The 17,645-nt window shown below is 66.8% G+C and carries 14 protein-coding genes; 9 read left to right on the top strand and 5 right to left on the bottom strand.

The annotated features are described in order from the left end of the window. Window positions 1-32: 32 nt before the first annotated feature. Entirely contained in the window at window positions 33-728 is a 696-nt protein-coding gene (locus EYS21_RS07980) for a TIGR03089 family protein (protein ID WP_131132662.1), read from the bottom strand. 410 nt (window positions 729-1,138) lie between these two features. Between EYS21_RS07980 and EYS21_RS23680 the strand changes: the two genes are divergently transcribed. From EYS21_RS23680 to EYS21_RS07965, 3 genes are read left to right on the top strand one after another with little or no spacing between them, the layout of a single operon-like run. After that, on the top strand, window positions 1,139-1,681 hold the full coding sequence (locus EYS21_RS23680) for a WhiB family transcriptional regulator (protein WP_131132661.1): 543 nt from the start codon (window positions 1,139-1,141) through the stop codon (window positions 1,679-1,681). 11 nt (window positions 1,682-1,692) lie between these two features. Then, on the top strand, window positions 1,693-5,040 hold the full coding sequence (locus EYS21_RS07970; RefSeq protein ID WP_131132660.1) for a glycosyltransferase family 2 protein: 3,348 nt from the start codon (window positions 1,693-1,695) through the stop codon (window positions 5,038-5,040). Continuing rightward, a complete protein-coding gene (locus tag EYS21_RS07965; protein WP_242633334.1) occupies window positions 5,033-6,634 on the top strand; it encodes a DUF5719 family protein in 1,602 nt (533 codons plus the stop codon). Before EYS21_RS07970 ends, EYS21_RS07965 begins: the two co-directional genes overlap by 8 nt. A 51-nt stretch (window positions 6,635-6,685) precedes the next feature. Here EYS21_RS07965 and EYS21_RS07960 read toward each other — a convergent pair whose 3' ends face one another. Next, window positions 6,686-7,201, bottom strand: coding sequence for a metallopeptidase family protein (locus EYS21_RS07960; RefSeq protein ID WP_131132659.1), 516 nt, complete (start codon window positions 7,199-7,201; stop codon window positions 6,686-6,688). 118 nt (window positions 7,202-7,319) lie between these two features. Between EYS21_RS07960 and EYS21_RS07955 the strand changes: the two genes are divergently transcribed. The 4 genes from EYS21_RS07955 to EYS21_RS07940 all read left to right on the top strand — a co-directional run bounded on the left by EYS21_RS07955 (window position 7,320) and on the right by EYS21_RS07940 (window position 10,880). Beyond that, the gene (locus EYS21_RS07955; RefSeq protein ID WP_131132658.1) at window positions 7,320-7,709 is read left to right on the top strand and encodes a DUF3499 domain-containing protein; all 390 of its coding nucleotides are present in this window, start codon (window positions 7,320-7,322) and stop codon (window positions 7,707-7,709) included. Window positions 7,710-7,786: 77 nt separating this feature from the next. Next, complete coding sequence (locus EYS21_RS07950; protein ID WP_131132657.1) at window positions 7,787-8,026, top strand: hypothetical protein; 240 nt, start codon at window positions 7,787-7,789, stop codon at window positions 8,024-8,026. A 73-nt stretch (window positions 8,027-8,099) separates the two neighbouring features. Beyond that, complete coding sequence (gene ahcY, locus EYS21_RS07945) at window positions 8,100-9,578, top strand: adenosylhomocysteinase (RefSeq protein WP_131132656.1); 1,479 nt, start codon at window positions 8,100-8,102, stop codon at window positions 9,576-9,578. 63 nt (window positions 9,579-9,641) lie between these two features. After that, the gene (locus EYS21_RS07940) at window positions 9,642-10,880 is read left to right on the top strand and encodes an Ig-like domain-containing protein (RefSeq protein WP_131132655.1); all 1,239 of its coding nucleotides are present in this window, start codon (window positions 9,642-9,644) and stop codon (window positions 10,878-10,880) included. Between the two features lie 7 nt (window positions 10,881-10,887). Here the strand turns inward: EYS21_RS07940 and EYS21_RS07935 are convergent, their stop codons facing one another. Next, window positions 10,888-11,685 carry an RDD family protein gene (locus tag EYS21_RS07935; RefSeq protein WP_131132875.1) on the bottom strand — a complete coding sequence of 266 codons (798 nt, stop codon included), beginning with the start codon at window positions 11,683-11,685 and terminating at the stop codon, window positions 10,888-10,890. 72 nt (window positions 11,686-11,757) lie between these two features. On the opposite strand from EYS21_RS07935, the gene EYS21_RS07930 reads away from it, so the two are divergent. Both EYS21_RS07930 and EYS21_RS07925 read left to right on the top strand, forming a co-directional pair. Continuing rightward, complete coding sequence (locus EYS21_RS07930) at window positions 11,758-12,750, top strand: stage II sporulation protein M (RefSeq protein WP_207307713.1); 993 nt, start codon at window positions 11,758-11,760, stop codon at window positions 12,748-12,750. A gap of 124 nt (window positions 12,751-12,874) precedes the next feature. Continuing rightward, window positions 12,875-13,933 (top strand): TIGR01906 family membrane protein, encoded by a 1,059-nt coding sequence (locus tag EYS21_RS07925; protein WP_242633333.1) that lies wholly within the window; start codon window positions 12,875-12,877, stop codon window positions 13,931-13,933. A gap of 31 nt (window positions 13,934-13,964) precedes the next feature. Here the strand turns inward: EYS21_RS07925 and EYS21_RS07920 are convergent, their stop codons facing one another. Together EYS21_RS07920 and EYS21_RS07915 are read right to left on the bottom strand one after the other, a co-directional pair. Continuing rightward, window positions 13,965-15,794, bottom strand: a complete 1,830-nt coding sequence (locus EYS21_RS07920; RefSeq protein ID WP_131132654.1) for an AMP-dependent synthetase/ligase — start codon at window positions 15,792-15,794, stop codon at window positions 13,965-13,967. Window positions 15,795-15,862: 68 nt separating this feature from the next. Then, window positions 15,863-17,575 carry a phospholipid carrier-dependent glycosyltransferase gene (locus tag EYS21_RS07915; RefSeq protein WP_131132653.1) on the bottom strand — a complete coding sequence of 571 codons (1,713 nt, stop codon included), beginning with the start codon at window positions 17,573-17,575 and terminating at the stop codon, window positions 15,863-15,865. Window positions 17,576-17,645: the final 70 nt, after the last annotated feature.

Genomic DNA, 17,645 nt, shown 5'->3' with positions numbered 1-17,645 from the left:
AGCTTTCACGAAGGGCGCCGGTCCGGGGACCCTTACTTGCCGTGGATGCGTTCGGCTGCCAGGAGCTTGTCTGTCAGCTCAACGTCCGGGTGTGCCAGAAGCACTGATCCGCCGCTGCTCCAGGCGCCGAGTGAGTTCGACAATGCCGCTTCGAGGCCGTCGGAGGCCGCAACAAGCAGGCGTACGCCGTCTTCGTGCGGTGCGGCGAACCCCGTGAGCAGGCCCTCGTGGAGGTGCTGCTGGCCGTCGTGGGCGCGGATGGCGCAGACGGAGGCCGACGGATCGGTGTGGGCCATAAACACGTCACCGTGGGAACGGACTTCGGAAGCGTAATCGATGGACCCGGCGGGCAGCTCACCCGGCCAGCGCATGGCAAGGGCGGGGAGGGCAACAGCGATAACGGCGTCGTGGCTGCCTGATGAGTCAGGCCGGTCGGTTACGAGATAGTCCGCATCACCGCCGTCCAGGACGGTCTCCATCCCGAGTTGCCAGGCTGCCAGCGCCCAGATAACCGACTTCCAGTGCGCCGGAAGGGCAAGGCCCAGTCGCATCCCGGGTTCGGCGTCGAGTTCGTCCTGCAGCAGGTTGCTCGTCTTGGCAACCCAGTTGTCCAGCACCCGCCCCGATAGCTCCACGCGCTCGGAATCCGGTCCGTACCAGGTCAGCCGTGGCGACGTGGAGTGGCCGGAGCGCAGGGTTGTCATCAGATCGATCGCCGGGATGCTCATGGCTACATCTTGCCACGGGCGAGGAGACCCGTCACCGGAAAACCGGGCCTTCGCCAGCCCGGAACCGGCGACTTACATCGGCGAATTGGCTGTGATTTTACTCACAGTATTTTCTCATTTCGCTTGCGTTATTCGGTTTCAGGCTGTATTTTCTCCCCGGATTCCTTGGAATCTGGGGGAATGCGCGCTCCGCCCTGCTTCAGCCCTCCTGGCCGGCGGGCGTGTCGGCGAAAATTGCCGGGCGTGGCGTGCGCGTACTTGGCCGCAAGAGTTGATTATTATCCCTCCACGGCTTGACTCGCCTGTAGTTACACACGTGTAATTAGATATCGAACGCCATTGCGCAAATACCGGCACACAACCGAGTGTCCAAGTATCCAGGCAGGGGCAGCAACATCAGGAGGGTCGCCGTGGGGCAAGCAGAGCGTATCCATGAAGATGCAGTCGTCGCCGGACAGGCAACGGCTAAGTACCGTTCACGAGGCGTGCCGAGCGACTGGTACGTGGATCCTGCGGATCCGGACGCCGCAGAGCGCTACAACCGCAACACCAAAGAGTCTTTCGAGGACCAGGCCACTGCTTTCCTCGCAGCCCATGAAGCCCTGCTCGATGGGGGACAGGACCAGGACGATGACGACCTGGATCCGCCCATGGAGCTGCAGACCTCCACCGGGACCACCTCGCAGCCGGTATGGATCGGGCTGCCTTTCCAGCAGGACTTCGATGACGAAGGCGAACTGGGCTGGCAGACTGACGCACTCTGCGCCCAGACTGATCCGGAAGCATTCTTCCCTGAAAAGGGCGGATCCACCCGCGACGCCAAGAAGGTCTGCGGTGCGTGCAACGTGCGGTCCCAATGCCTTGAATACGCGCTGGCTAATGACGAACGGTTTGGCATTTGGGGAGGCCTTTCCGAGCGTGAGCGCCGGCGGCTAAGGAAGCGAGCAATCTAATTCTTCAGGAAGTGCACGTCACTGCCGTTGTGGTGTCCCACAACGGCAGTGCCTATCTCCCCAGAACCCTGGCTGCCCTCGCGGACCAGACCCGGCCTGTCGACTCGGTCATCGGTGTGGACACAGGCTCCAAGGATGACTCCGAAACCCTGCTGGCGCGGTCTCTCGGCGGAGCCAACGTCATCACGCACCCGCACGCCAGGTCCGGTATGGGCGGCGCCGTGCGTGCCGGTCTTGAGGCCCTGTCACCCTGGACCGGGCAACCTGAACATGCCGGCCCGGAGTGGATCTGGCTGCTTCACGACGACGCCGCGCCAGCCCCCGAAGCGCTGGCCGAACTGCTGGGCGCCGTGGAGCGTGCACCCTCGGTCACGGTGGCCGGCTGTAAGCAGCTGGACTGGCACGCCGAACGCAGGCTGATCGACGTCGGGCTTTCCACCAGCAGATGGGCCGAGCGCCTCACCCTGATCGACGCCGACGAACTGGACCAGGGCCAGTACGACGGCCGCAGCGACACCTTCGCCGTGAATTCTGCCGGAATGCTCGTCCGCCGGGACGTCTGGGAACAGCTGCAGGGGTTTGACCCGGCGCTGCCCGGCAGCGGCGATGACATCGACTTCTGCTGGCGGAACCGTCTTGCCGGACACCGCGTCGTGGTGGTGCCCACCGCCCGGATGTTCCATGTGGCGCACAGGCCGCATGGCCTCGGGAATGCGTCTGCGGCAAGGAAAGCACAGGTGCATCTGCGGCTCAAACACTCGCCGCTGTGGAAAGTGCCGCTGCACGCGGCCGGCGCGCTCCTGGGGAGCATCTTCAAACTTGTCCTCAGCATCGCGGTCAAGGATCCCGGGTACGGCTTTGCCCAGTTCGCTGCCACCTTAGCGGCGCTGGGCAGGCCGGGTGCGGTGGCGAAAGCGCGTCGAACCGCCGCCCGCACCCGACGGATCCGCCGCTCAGTCGTCAGTAAGCTGCAGACCTCCCGCCGCGAGGTCTGGAGCCACCGCCGATCCCTCATGGAAGCACTGGGATCCGAAGCCTCGCCGTCAGAAGGCCTGGAAAAGGATCCGCTCGCCAACCAGCCCAGCGGGGACTCCGCCGATGACTTCGCGGCTCTGACCACCAGCGAGCGTGCCTGGGTGGGCAACGGCGCTCTGGCAGCGGTACTCATCGCGGCAGCGGCGTCACTCACTGCCCTCACCGGCCTCTTCCGTGCGGAGGCTGCCTCCGGTGGCGCCCTCATCCCGGTGTCATCGACGCTGGGCGAGATCTGGCACCATGCGTCCAGTTGGTGGATCAGCCTGGGCGCCGGGCTGCCCGGCAAAGGGGATCCGTTCGGCTACGTGCTGTGGATCCTGGGCGTCCTGGGCGGGGGAGACGCAAACAGCGCCATGGCCTGGCTGCTCCTGCTGGCAGCCCCGCTGTCCGGCCTGACGGCGTGGTTCGCCTCGGGAGCCCTGACGCTGCGGCGCCGGTTCCGTTTCATCGCCGCCCTGTTCTGGGCCGCCGCTCCTGCACTGCAGGTTGCCCTGAACCAGGGCCGGATTGGCGCCCTGATCGCCCACCTGATGATTCCACTGCTGGTCCTGGCCCTGCTCCGCGCCACCGGCACGGCCCTTGGCCAGGGGCGCTTCCTGCTGCCCACGCCCGGCGACAGGCGGTTCACCGAAAGGCCGCCGGAGAAACCGGGAATCAACGGCATGCCTTCCTGGACGGCGGCAGCGGCTGCCGGCCTGGCCCTGGCCGTGGTGTCTGCGTCGGCACCTTCGCTGCTGGCCCCGGCCGCCGTCGTCATCATTCTCTGCGGCCTGTTGCCCGGCCGGCGGGGCCGCACAGTGTGGTGGGCCCTCCTTCCCAGCGCTGCGCTTTTCATCCCCTTCGCTTCGTCCGTGCTGGACAGGCCCCGTGCCCTGCTGGCGGATCCCGGCGTGCCGCTCGGCTTTGCGGGCGCACCCCTGTGGCAGCAAATTCTCGGGCAGCCCATCCGGTTCACGCCGGACGGCGGACTGTCCGGGCTTCCGTTCTTCGGCGGCGATGTGCCGTGGGCACTGCTGCTCGCCCTGCTGGTAGCCGCGCCCGTGCTGGTCCTCGCCTTCCTGGCCCTCCTGGTGCCCGGCAAGCGCAGCCGCGCGGCCCGCGCCCTCTGGGTGGCAGCACTTATTGTCCTTGCCGCCGGCTGGCTGGCCAGCCACGTGGCCACAGGTGTCAACGCGGACACTTTGGTGACCCCCTTCACCGGTCCCTCGGTCTCGGCCGCCGGCTTCGCCATGCTGGGAGCGGCACTCATCGGCGCCGAGCGGCTCCTCGACGCTGCCGACAAGGCGTCTGCCGCACGCGGCCCCCGGAAAATCGTGGTGCGGTCGGCCGTCGCCCTGGCCACGGTCGTCCTGCTGGCTGGCCCCATGGCCGGAATGGCGGCCTGGTCCGCACAGAACCTGCTCCGGTCAACCACCGCGGCGGGCCTGCCTGCCGGTACAGGGGGCGACCCGCTGGGAGCGCCCCGGCTGGTGGAGGCCGGGGATCCCCGGACCCTCCCCGCGACAGCCATCGACCGGGGAACGGGCCCGGAGCAAACACGAACGCTCCTGATCAGCACCTCGGACGACGGCACCTTCAACGCAGCCCTGATGCGCGGTGCCGGCACTACACTGGACAGCCTGTCCGCCATCGCGTCCGCCCGGAACATCCTCGGAGCCCCCGGCACCGAATCAGTCCGCGACGACGACACCGTCACCGCGGCTCTCCGCAGCGTGGTCGCAACCATCGTCGCCGGACAGGGCGTGGATCCCCGCCCTGAACTGGAACAGCTCGGCGCAGGCTTCGTGGTTCTGCGTTCAGCCGACACCGCGGCGCAGCTCACAGCCAGCAGGATGGATGCTGTGCCCGGACTCATCGCCGTCGGACAGACGGACGTCGGCTGGCTCTGGCGGATCACACCGCTGAACCAGCCCGTTCTGCAGCCGGCGGACGTTGCCCACCGGGCCCGGATCATCGACGGCGACGGTGCCACCGTTGCGCTGCTGCCTTCTGGTTTCGACGACGTCGACACGTCAGTTCCGGAGGGAACCGACGGACGGCTCGTGGTGCTCGCAGAACGCGCCGATCCCGGGTGGAGCGCCTGGTTCGACGGGCGGAAGCTCACCTCCACCACGTCCGGCTGGGCGCAGGCCTTCACGCTGCCGCCTTCGGCCGGGCAGCTCACCATCCGCTACGAGAACCCTTGGGCCGTGTGGTCCGGCATCCTGCAGATCACGGTCATCGGCCTCACCGTCATGCTCGCTGTCCCCATGCCGGCCCGCCGCCCCAACACCGGTCTGTCCCGGGACGAGGGCTCCTTGCGTAAGGAACACCAGAATGCATAAGGACACTTCCCCGCGACTGGGAAAGTCGACCCGCAGGGGACTCTTCACCGGGCTGGCCTCGGCAGCGGCAATTGTTGCCGCTGCCGGCGGACTGGTTGCCGCCGCCTCGCTGGCTCCCCAACCCGTGGGCAGCCGGGTCCTCCCTGCCGCGTTGGCCGCCGTGCCTGCCGGTTCCAGCGTCGGAGTCTGCCCGGGTCCGGCGCGGCTGCTGGAAGGCACCGAAGCCGGCACTGATCCCCAGTTCAGCCCGGAATCCGCAACCGCCCGCAGCGCGGTTTCCGGCGCAGTCATCAGTGCACCCGGCGGGGTCATGCCCGCCAGCCGGCTTTCGGCGCTTGGCGGGGCCACCGCCGTCGAGATCGCCAGCGGCGGCCCGCAGGCCAGCGGGGCAGCCGGGCCGCAGGAGCTCAAGGCCGGCGTCATCGAACAACAGGCCGTGGACGCCGCGAGCGTCCTCAGCGCCGATGCCCGTGAGGGCCAGCAGGCATCGGCTGCGGCCCTCATGAAGTACTCGGCCACCGACGGTGACCTCCAGGGATCCGCGGCGGCCAACTGCCAGCAGCCCTCCAACGACGTGTGGCTCGCCGGAGCGAGCACCACGTTGGGGCGCACCTCGGTCCTGACCCTCAGCAACGCCTCAACTACACCCGCCACGGTCAGCCTGGAACTCTACGGCTCCAAAGGCCAGATCCAGGCTCCCGGGAGCCGCGGCCTCCTGGTGGCACCGGGCAGTACCAGGTCCATCGTCCTGGCAGGGCTCGCGCCGGGTGAAGCCCAGCTGAGCGTGCACGTGCGGAGCGCCGGTGGCCCCGTGGCCGCGGCGATCCAGCAGAGTGTCCTGCGCGGGCTGACGCCCGGCGGCGTTGATTTTATTTCCCCGGGAGCTGCCCCCGCAGCGCGGCAGGTCATGACAGGGATCGATATCCAGGATGGCGGCTCCATCGCCTCGCTCACCGGTCAAAAGGGCTATGCGGATGCGGGGCCTGCCCTGCAGCTCACTGTGCCGGGGCAGTCGGACGCAGTGGTGGAGATCAAGCTCTTTGGCCGAGACGGCCAGAAAGCATTGCCGAACGGGGGAGTGGTCACCGCCAAGGCCGGCTCGGTGACGGAGGTGTCGCTGGCAGGCGTGCCGGCAGGCCACTACACAGTGGCTGCCAGTTCCGACGTGTCATTTGTGGCTGCGGCACGGGTGACGCGCGGGCTCGAGGAGAATAAGGCCTCCGACGTCGCGTGGGCGCCGGCCGGAGTCCGGCTGGGCAGCCAGCACGTAGTGCCGGTGCCCCAGGGCGGCGTACGCATCCTTGTTTTCGGAGCCTTGGAGGACCGGGCTTCCATTTCGTACTCAGCCATTACGGCCGACGGCAAGATCCAGGCTGCTTCGACCGCCGACATCGCCGGGGGAACCACCACGTCCATCGACGTGCCGGAGAAGGTCGGGGAATCCTTGGTGGTGGGGTATGTCGTGTCTGCCTCGGGTGACGCCGCCTACGGCGCACTGCTGCTGCAGCAGGACGGGCGGGAGGACATTTCGTCGATTGCGCTTATGCCCGCCGCCTCAGGCCAGGAACAGGTCCCGGTCAAGCTCGGATACTGACGGCCCGGCAACTGGAGGCCGCCGGGCGGCCGATACTCCAAGTGGAGGTAATCAGTACCGTCGACGGTAGACGGGGTCCAGGGTTTCCGGTGCCACCCCAAGCATCTCGGCAGTGTGTTCCACAACAACGTCGTGGACCAGGTCCTGGAGCTCCTCGCGGCTGGCACAGCCCTGTTCCACAACGCGGCGGTACAGGGTGATGACCGGCCCTTCATCGGGTGTCGCAGGCGTGTAGGAACCCATGGGGGCCGCCCCCGCCTCGGCAACGAGCTTTTCGAGCTGCGGAGGTATTTCGTCAACCGCAAACCGGACACCGTCCAGGGTTTTGCCCCAGATATCGTGGAGCCGCTGCGCGGAGTCGAGAACCATGTCGTCAAAGCGGTCAGACCGTGTCCGGTACGCGGGATGGGTGGGGAGCATTAACTCGCCGCGAAGCCCGCGCCCGTGCCTGTTCCGCCGACGCATCGCGAAACTCCTGCCCGCGGAGCCCGAACCGGTGTCCTCAGTGCGGACACCCGGGTCAGCCAACCGGACCGTAAAAGCTGAATCATGGTTCGATGACTGCATACATTGACTCTAAACCCGGCAGAGCGTTTGCGCGACACAATCGCACCGGGCCCGCCATGGCGCGGCGTGAGGGCGCAATGCGGCGAACCGGCCGTGACAGCGAGTAGTCTGGGATGTCGTGGGAGCTATCCGTCAATGTTCAAGGTCAGGCTGCCGCCAGTCGGCGGTAGCTACTCTGACGTACGTATACGCCGACTCCACCGCCGTCCTCGGCCCCCTGGCCACCTATGCCGAACCGCATTGTTACGATTTGTGCGAGCAGCACGCCGGATCACTGACCGTGCCGCGCGGCTGGGAAGTCCTCCGGCTGGCCATGCCGTCAACTCCCCACCAGCCGGGTCCGGACGACCTCCTGGCACTCGCCAATGCCGTCCGTGAAGCCGCGGCACTGCCGCCGCAGGCCCCTGCTTCGCAGGGGCAGCGCGCAACCCACTCCGCGCTCGAAGCTCCGGCAGGCACGGAAGGCGCCCGCCGTGGCCATCTCCGCGTGCTGCGTGAACCGTCCTGACACCGATCTGGCGGTAGGCTGGAGGCTGCTAATCAGTCAGCCACCGGGGCCAGCGGGCCCCTCAGGGAGCATCAACCATGCCAAAGATCAGTCCTGAACTGTTGTCCGTCCTGCGCTGCCCCGTCACCGGATCGAAGCTGGTCCAGGAAGGCGACGAACTCGTCTCGACGGCGGCAGGGGACTCCGGCGAAAAGCTCCGCTACGCGATTGAGGACGGCATTCCGCTGCTCCTGCCGCCGGAACTGCTGCAGGCCGCCAACGCCGCCAGCTCGGACCAGCACGATTCACTGCCCGGTACCGCTGCCGGCACCACTTAAGCCTCCATCACCCGCACCACCCACCGCAGACGCATTGACGCCGTCGCCCCATCCGACAGAGCAAAGGATCCCCATGACTTTTGATTACAAGGTTGCCGACATCTCGCTGGCAGAGGCCGGCCGCCACCAGATCCGCCTGGCGGAACACGAAATGCCCGGCCTCATGTCCCTCCGCGCGGAATTTGGACCCACCCAGCCGCTCAAGGGTGCCCGGATCGCCGGTTCCCTCCACATGACCGTCCAGACTGCCGTGCTGATCGAGACGCTCACCGCCCTGGGCGCGGAGGTCCGCTGGGCTTCGTGCAACATCTTCTCAACGCAGGACGAAGCAGCTGCCGCCGTCGTGGTGGGCAACGGAACAGTTGAGGACCCGCAGGGCGTTCCCGTGTTCGCCTGGAAGGGTGAGACGCTCGAAGAATACTGGTGGACAGCCCAGCAGATCCTGACCTGGCCCGGAGCCGACACCAACCCGGACCTCGGTCCGAACATGATCCTGGACGACGGCGGCGACGCCACCATGCTGGTCCACAAGGGTGTGGAGTTCGAGGCCATCGGCGCTGTTCCGGCCCCGGCCGCGGACGAGTCCGAAGAAGGCATCGTATTCCTGGACGTGCTGCGTGCATCCCTGCAGGCGGACCCGCAGAAGTGGAGCCGCATCGGTGCCCGCCTGCGCGGCGTCACCGAGGAAACCACCACCGGCGTGCACCGCCTCTACCAGCTGGCTGAACAGGGCAAACTGCTGTTCCCGGCAATCAACGTCAACGACTCCGTCACCAAGAGCAAGTTCGACAACAAGTACGGCATCCGCCACTCGCTGCCGGACGGCATCAACCGCGCCACCGACGTCCTGATGGGCGGCAAGGTCGCCGTCGTCTGTGGCTATGGCGACGTCGGCAAGGGCGCCGCCGAGGCGTTCCGCGGCCAGGGCTCCCGGGTCATCGTCACCGAGATCGATCCCATCTGCGCGCTCCAGGCAGCCATGGACGGCTACCAGGTGGCGAAGCTGGAGTCCGTGCTGGGCGAGGGCCACATCTTCATCACCACCACGGGCAACAAGGATGTCATCCTGGCCGAGCATATGGCCGGCATGCGTGACAAGGCCATCGTGGGCAACATCGGCCACTTTGACAACGAGATCGACATGGCCGGGCTGGCCCGCATCCCCGGCATCAAGAAAGTGGAGATCAAGCCGCAGGTCCACGAGTGGGTCCTCGACGCCGGGACCGACGAAGAGCGCTCCATCATCGTCCTTTCCGAGGGACGGCTCCTGAACCTGGGCAACGCCACCGGCCACCCGTCCTTCGTCATGAGCAACTCCTTCGCCAACCAGACGATCGCGCAGATCGAACTGTGGACCAAGCGGGACCAGCCTGACGGCGAACGGGAATACGTCAACGAGGTATATGTTCTGCCCAAGATCCTGGACGAAAAGGTTGCCCGCCTCCACCTCGCGGCCCTCGACGTCGAGCTGACCGAACTGTCCAAGGAGCAGGCTGACTACCTGGACCTCGACGTCGCAGGCCCGTACAAGCCGGAGCACTATCGTTACTGAGGCGTGACGCCCCGGGCGCCGGGTGCGCCCGGGGTTGTTACCTCCAGCCCTTAAGATCGGTATATGGAGCCTGACGACAAGCCACGCCGCGCCGGAACCGCCAAGAAGATTTTCCTGGTGGCGATGGTGTGTGTCCTTGCGGCAGCAGGCGGAGCATTCGCCGCAGTAGCACCGGGCCTGGCGAATGCTGCGCTGGAATCCGAGGCAGGCTCCGCGTCCCGTTCCGCTCCCGGCATCGCGTCGCCGGTGGTTGCTCCGGTCACCCTGGACGTGGCACCGGCCGACGGCGCCAAGCAGGTTAACCCCGCAGCACCTGTCTCCGTAAAAGTCGGCAACGGGCGGATCGAAAGCGTCACGCTCACCAGCACGGCCGGCGACGCCGTGCAGGGAACATTCGCCAACGACGGCAGCAGCTGGACCGCGGCCGAACCCCTCAAGTTCAACACCGAGTACAGCTACACCTACGTCGTCACGGACGGCGCCGGCCGGGAAACCAGCACAACGCGGGCGTTCAACACGGTTTCCAGCACCCACGAAGCGGATGCTGCCATCTACCCGCTGGACGGCATGAAGGTTGGCGTGGGGCAGCCCCTGCAGGTCATCTTCAGCGAACCCGTGCTGAACCGGGCCGAGGTGGAAAAGGCCATTAAGATCACTTCCAGCGCCGGCCAGACCGGCGCCTTCCACTGGTTCAGCGACACCATGGTCCGTTACCGGCCGGAGGCCTTCTGGGCGGCCAACTCCACGGTCACGATGGACATGCAGCTTTTCGGCGTTGACCTCGGAAACGGCCAGATCGCCAATTTCAACAAAAAAGTCAACGTCAACTTCGGCGACAAAAAGGTGGCCATCGCCGACGCCGCCGCCCACACGTTCACACTCAGCGTCAACGACCAGGTGGTCAAGACGCTCCCGGTAAGCATGGGGGACCAGCGCTTCCCCTCAGCCCGCGGCTATGCCGTGCTGATGGAAAAGAACCGGTACGACCACTTCAGGGCGGCCAGCATCGGCCTTAAGCCCGGCGACCCCGCCTACTACGGCGAAGTGGATGTGGAGTACGCCATCCGCCTGACGCTGAGCGGCGCCTACATCCACCAGGCGCTGGAGTCTGCCTTCCCCTTCATCGGCAACACCAACGTCTCGCACGGCTGCATCGGTTTCGCCCCCGACGGCGCGGCCTGGGTCTTCAACAACATGACCACCGGCGACGTAGTGCAGATCATTAACACCGACGGGGACTACGCCGCGCACGAGGACGGCTACGGTGACTGGAACATTCCGTGGGCGGAATACGACAACTGACCGGTCGTTACCCGAACGGAAGCCGTTCGAGGCGCCCGCCCACTACCGCATTACGGCGCCGGGCCTCCCGGAGGCGGACGAGCTCCCTGTTGCGCCGTTCAGCGACCACCGCTGCGAGATAGTCGTCGGGGCCCGTCCCGGGCGGCGGCGGGGGCGCCACATGCCGGGCGAGTTCCGTGGCAATCGTTGCAGCCATTCCGGCACGGGACAGCGGTGACATCCGGCCTGCCTGGCGGACGAACTGGGACGCCTGGCGTGCCGTCGCGTCCGGTATGCGGCCGATGTCTGCTGTTTCCGCCCAGGCGCGCAGCCGGGGCGGCATAAACACCGGGGCCGCGGCTTCAACAGGCACACGGCTGCGCAAGGCGTACGTTCCCGCCATGGTGTCCCCGAGGCGCTTCGACCTGTCGTTGAAGAGGGCCACGGCAATGGCCAGCCCGCCGAGCGTGAGGTAGATCTCCAGGAACCCGGTCAGGCCGCGGATCAGGGCGTGCCGGAACCGGATGGCGCCACCGTCATCGCGCACCACGCGCAGCCCCGCGGCCAGCTTTCCCAGCGAGAGACCGCGGCTGAGGGTTTCCACCGCCACCGGGACAATCACAAAGCAGAACACAACGCTGGAGAGCATCAGCGCCCGCGCCGCCGCCTCGTCGAGTTCGGCGCTGGCCGCGGCCACACCGATAAGCATCAGCACCAGCAGGACCACGTTGACCATCACGTCCAGCAACAGCCCCAGCGCACGGGCCGCGAAGGACGCGGGCCGCAGTTCAAGGACAACGGCCTCGCCCGTGATGATTGAGCCCAAAACAGTGTTCCGTTCCACGCGAGTGATCCTGCGGACGCTCACAGTCTAATGGCGTGAGGCTAGGCTGGTGCCGTGGATATGGATGCCTTCTCCGCCGTCAACGGGGACACATGGTCGAGGCTGCACAAACTTGCCTTCAAACGGCGGCTCAGCGGAGCCGAGGCAGACGAATTGCTGCGCCTGTACCAGCTGACCTCCTCGCACCTTTCCCTGATCAGGTCCATCGCCCCGGAAAGCGGGCTCTCGGCGTCCCTGTCGGCAACCCTTGCCCAGTCCAGGACGCGGTTTACCGGAGCGCGTTCAAATTTCACGGCCGACCTGGCCCGCTTCTTTGTGGTGGCGCTCCCGGCCGCGCTGTACCGGCTGCGGTGGCTCACCGTGGCCTGCGGGGCGGCCTTCATCCTGATCGGCGGCGCCTACGCGCTCTGGATCGGAACGTCCCCGGACGCACTCCGCGCGGTCGCCTCCGAGGCCGCCGTCAGGCAGTACGTCGAGGAGGACTTTGTTGGCTACTACTCCGAAAACCCGGCAGCATCGTTCGCCGGCGCGGTGTGGACCAACAACGCCTGGATCAGTGCCCAGGCCGTAGCGCTGGGCATCACCGGGTTCTGGGTGCCGATGATCCTGATCAGCAACGCCCAGGGTGTGGGCATCGCCGCCGGAATCTTCGCCGCGTCCGGCAAAACCGACGTTTTCTACAGCTACATCCTGCCGCACGGGCTGATGGAACTGACAGCGGTGTTCATTGCCTGCGCCGCAGGCCTGCGGATCTTCTGGGCCATGGTCTCGCCGGGCCACCGCACCCGGGGCCGGGCCATCGCCGAGGAAGGGCGGTCCCTGATCACCGTGGCGCTGGGACTGGTGCTGGTGCTGTTCGTCTCCGGCCTGGTGGAAGGATTCGTGACACCCAGCCCGTTGCCGGTGTGGGCCAAGATCGCCATCGGGTCAGCCGTTCTGGCAGCGTACTGGCTGTATGTCCTGGTTTGGGGCCGGCGCGCCTACCTCGCCGGGGCGCGGGGCGACCTCGGGTCCGAGGATGCCGGGTACAGCGAAATTGCGGCCTGAATCGGCGGCCGCCCGGGGTGGCTCCTCGCCGTGCCGGAGGACCGGACGGTAGGCTCGTCCCAGAGATACTTGTGACGCCCGGACCAGAGCCGGCGGCACGGACCCCAACGGAAGTGACGCTGCTGTGAATGACAATTCTCCGACCCCTGCCAAACGCATGGAGCCGCAGCCCGATCCCCTCCTGGACTCATCGGCGGATTCGGATGAACCGGCCTTTTCCTGGATGAGTGATTCCACGTCCAGCGATGCGGACAGCAAAGGCCCTTCGAAAAACGTGGACACCGCGGGATCCGAAAGTGTCCAGCAGCCCGAAAGCCGGGCAGACCGCAAGGCCGCGGAAGCCGCCGTCGAACCCGCCGCCGAGCCAAACGCGCAGCCGTTCAGTGAACCGCTTCCCACCTCGGCCCTCCAGGTCCGTCCGCCGCAGGAGGAAGTGGAGCGGCGCAACGCCCAGCGCGAGAGTGCTGCCAACGCCAAGCCGCTGGCACCTCGCGTGATGCAGGTGCTCCTCGCCGTCTTTTACCCCGTCATCCTCCTGGTCCTGGCCGTCCGGGCCGTCACCAGCCCCCTGTTCCTCTGGACCGAGTACAACCGTCCCGGCTTTCCGGGCGACGGCTACGGGTTCAGCACCGACGACAGAATGACCTACGGCTCCTACACAGTCGACTACCTCAGCAACTGGTCCGGACCGCGCTACCTGGGGGAACTGGTCAACCGGAGCGGGGACAAGCTCTTCAAGGACGGCGAGGTCAGCCACATGGCGGACGTAAAGCTCGTGATCCTGTCCACTTTCGGTGCCGGGGCCCTGCTGGTCCTTTTCAGCATCATCGCCATCGCCTACCTGCGCCGCCGAAGCACGGGGGGCGTGCGCCGTGGCCTCTTCGCCGGGTCCATCCTGACCCTCGTGATCATCCTGGGCCTCGGTGCGCTGGCCGTACTGGGCTGGCAGCAGTTCTTCACGGAATTCCACCGGATCTTCTTCGCCAGCGGCTCGTGGACGTTTGCCCTGGAGGACACCCTGATCAGGCTGTTCCCGGGGCAGTTCTGGATCGACGCCGGCATCGTGATCGCCGGGCTGGTACTCCTCACGGCGCTGGTGACCCTGATCCTGACCTGGCCCACCCGCCGGCGCCGTGGCCTGACAGCCGACGAGCCAGCCCCGGCACCTGCGGAAGCCACGTAAGCCCGGAGGACTCTGCCCCGGCCGGGGCGGTTCAGCCGTAGAGCCGGGTGATCTCCGCGTCGAAGTCACGCACGACGGCGGCCCGCTTGAGTTTGAGCGAGGGCGTCAGATGCCCGGAATCGAGGGTGAACTGGGCGTCCAGCACCGCGAAGCTTCGGATGGATTCGGCTTTGGAGACCAGTCCGTTGGCCTGGTCCACGGCTTCCTGGATGGCTGCCCGCACACCGGGATCGGCCGCAGCCTCACGCGGAGACATGGCCGGCAACTTGTGCAGTGCGCACCAGTTTTCCAGGCCTTCCACGTCGAGGCTGACCAGGGCAGCGACGAACGGCTTTCCCTCTCCCACCACAACGGCATGGGCCACGAGCTGGTGCGCGCGGATCCTTTCCTCCAGTGGCCCGGGAACAACGTTCTTTCCGCCTGCCGTGACCAGCACATCCTTCTTTCGCCCCGTGATGGTCAGGAAGCCGTCAGGGTCGAGCTCGCCCAGGTCACCGGTGCGGAAGAAGCCATCGACAAAGGCTTCGGCGTTGGCGGCCTCGTTGGCATGGTAGCCCCTGAAAACGCCGATTCCCTTGACCAGGATTTCGCCGTCCGCGGCGACGCGGATGGTGGTGCCGGGAATGGGTATGCCGACGCTGCCTACGCGGGTCCGGGTGGGAGTGTTGGCTGTGCAGGGAGCGGTGGTCTCTGTCAGGCCGTATCCTTCCAGGACCGGGATCCCGGCACCGCGGAAGAAATGCGCGTCGTCCGCGCCAAGGGGACTGGCTCCGGAGACGGTGTAGCGGACCTGCCCGCCCAGCGTCTGGCGCAGTTTGGGGTACACGAGCCGGTCAAAAAGGGCATGACGCGTGCGGGACAGGAAACCCGGCCCCTTGCCATCCCCGCGCGCAGCGGCGTCCTGCTCCCGGGAAAAACGGATCGCAGCGGCCGTCGCGGCACCGAAGATGCCCGACCTGCCGGCCAACGCGGCTTTGCGCGCGGCCCCGGCACGGAGCTTTTCGAAGATGCGCGGCACCACCAGCAGGAATGTCGGCTTGAAGGTGCCCAGGTCCTCCACCAGCTGTGCTGCGCTGCCGGTGTGGCCGAACGTGGCCCCGGCGCTCAGGCAGACGACCTGGACAGCGCGCGCCAGCACGTGGGCCAGCGGGAGGAACATCAGGGTGCGGGCGTTCTCCTGCAGCAGGAGCTCCGGGAGGAAAGCCACGATGTTCCTGGCCACCAAAGCGAAGTTCCCATGGGTGATTTCGCAGCCCTTCGGGTTGCCGGTGGTGCCGGAGGTATACACCAGGGACGCCACGTCTTCGAGCGCCGCCGCGGAGCGGTGCCGTTCGAGCTCCGCGTCCGTAACCCCCATTCCGGCAGCGGCGAGGCTGGCAAGATCCGGGGCTACGCCGTCGTAATCCATTCTCACCACGTTCACCAGGCGGTCCTTGAGGAGCTCGGACGACGCCAGGACCTTGGCCACCAGGTCCACTTTTCCGCGGTCCTCCGCAAACACCCTCAGCGCTCCGGAGTCATGCAGGATCCACTCGACCTGGCTGGCGGACGAGGTTTCGTAGATCGGCACGGTGACGCCGCCCGCGAACCAGATGGCGAAGTCCACCAGCGTCCATTCGTAGCGGGTGGCGGACATGACCGCCACGGTGTTGCCGGGCTCCAGCCCGCCCGCGATCAGACCTTTCGCCAGTGCGCTGACGTCCTGGACGAACTTCCGGGCAGTCACGTCCGTCCAGCCGTTCGGCCCCTTTCGGGCATACAGCGCGCGGGCAGGGTTGGCCGCCTGCTGTTCCAGGAGGAGGTCCGTCACGTTGCTGGCAGGATCAAGCTCCACCAGCAGTTCCGTGCTTGCTTCTCTCACAGGGGGTCTCCGTTCGGCTGCCGCACCGCGGCGCGGCTGAAATCGTCAGGGTCTTCTGCAATCCTGTCCTAGATCCAGGACGGCATCCACATCCGGTAGCGCCACTGCTGGTAGGGAATGACTTCGGCTGCCCACACAGGGTAGAAGAAGGCGGACAGCAGCACCACCCCAACCACAAAGAGTGCCACCAGGTACAGGCCTGAGCGCCGGCGCCACGGCGGATCGGTGTCCCGTCCCAGGACCAGGCCCAGGCAGTAGACCAGCGCCAGGACCAGGAAAGGCTCAAAGGACACGGCGTAGAAGTAGAACATGGTCCGTTCCGGGTACATGAACCATGGGAGATACCCGGCACCGACCGCGGCCAGCACGGCGCCGGCGCGCCAGTCGCGGCGTCCGGCCCACCAGAACAGAAGAACTGCCAGCGAGATGGTGGCACCCCACCAGATAAGGGGGTTTCCGACGGACAGGATGGCGGAGGCGCAGTTCGATACCGCGCATCCCTGCGTCCCCTGCTGCGGGGATTCGTAGAAGAACGATGTGGGCCGGCCCATCACCAGCCAACTCCAGGCGCTCGCCTCGTAGGGGTGCTCGGAGCCCAGCCCCTGATGGAATTTGTACGCCTCCAGGTGGTAGTGGGCCAGGGACCTGACCACGTCCGGAAGCCAGCCCCATTCGGCCGAGGGATTGGACTGCGCCCAGCGCCGGAAGTAGGCGTCGTTGGAACGGAACCAGCCGATCCAGGTGGCGGCATACACCACGGCCGCCACGGGAACCATGCTAAGGAAGGCCGGGAGGCCGTCCTTGATGATGCCTCCGGTGATCCAGCCGCGGATTCCTGCGACGCGACGGGCGGAGAGATCCCACAGGACGGACAGCAGCCCGAAGCCGGCCAGGAAGAACAATCCGGACCATTTGGTCCCCACGGCAAGGCCCAGGCACACCCCGGCGGCGATCCGCCACCAGCGGATTCCCAGCCAGGGGCCCGCCAGCAGTTGCTCTGCGGACGGCCGGCCGTGCCTGCCGAGCCGGGCAGCCAGCCTGCGGCGGCCGTCGTCGCGGTCCATCAGCAGGGCCCCGAAGGCGGCCAGGATCCAGAACATCAGGAAAATATCCAGCAGCGACGTCCGTGACATCACCAGGTGGTGGCCGTCAACGGCCAGCAGCAGTCCTGCCGCCGCCGACAGGGGCAGCGAATGGAACAGCTTTTGCGCGATGAGGGCAAGCAACAGGATGGATACAGTGCCGGTCAGGGCGGCGGCGAAGCGCCAGCCGAAGGGATTGTCGGCACCGAAAAGCCACATCCCGCCGGCGATCATCCACTTGCCCACTGGCGGGTGGACCACGTATTCGGGAGTGTCCAGCAGGATGTTGGGGTTTCCGGCGTTGAACGAGTCGTTTGCTTTGTCCGGCCAGCTCCGCTCATAGCCGCTGACCAGGAAGGAATAGGCGTCCTTGACGTAGTACGTTTCATCAAAGACCAGGCTGTGCGGGGACTCCAGGCGGACGAAGCGGAGGATGCCTCCGATGACCGCAGTCAGCAGCGGAACCAGCCAGAACCACAGCCGGAGCGACGGCGGGTAGTCCCGCCAGCTGCGGACGTTTCCGATCAGCCGTTCCTGGAGGGCTTCTGCGGAGAAGGCGACGGCGGGCCGGATGACCCAGGGCTTGCCAGCGGGAGCCTGTGCCTGTGCGGCGCGTTCCGGGGAGCCTTGGGGCGGGCCTGCCGGGTGGTCCTGGCCGGACCCGACGGGCCGTGTGGGGGTCTGCGTCACGTGCCCCATGCTACCTTTTGCAGCTTGAGCCGCCTGCCAGCAGTAGGCTGGTGGCGTGGACCCTAACCCCGAAACCCTG

Origin of the sequence: Arthrobacter sp. S39 (genome assembly GCF_004320525.1) — a bacterium.
In the GTDB taxonomy this organism is placed as follows: domain Bacteria; phylum Actinomycetota; class Actinomycetes; order Actinomycetales; family Micrococcaceae; genus Arthrobacter.
Note: the sequence above shows the minus strand (reverse complement) of the source record. Positions and strands in the feature narration are given on the sequence as shown.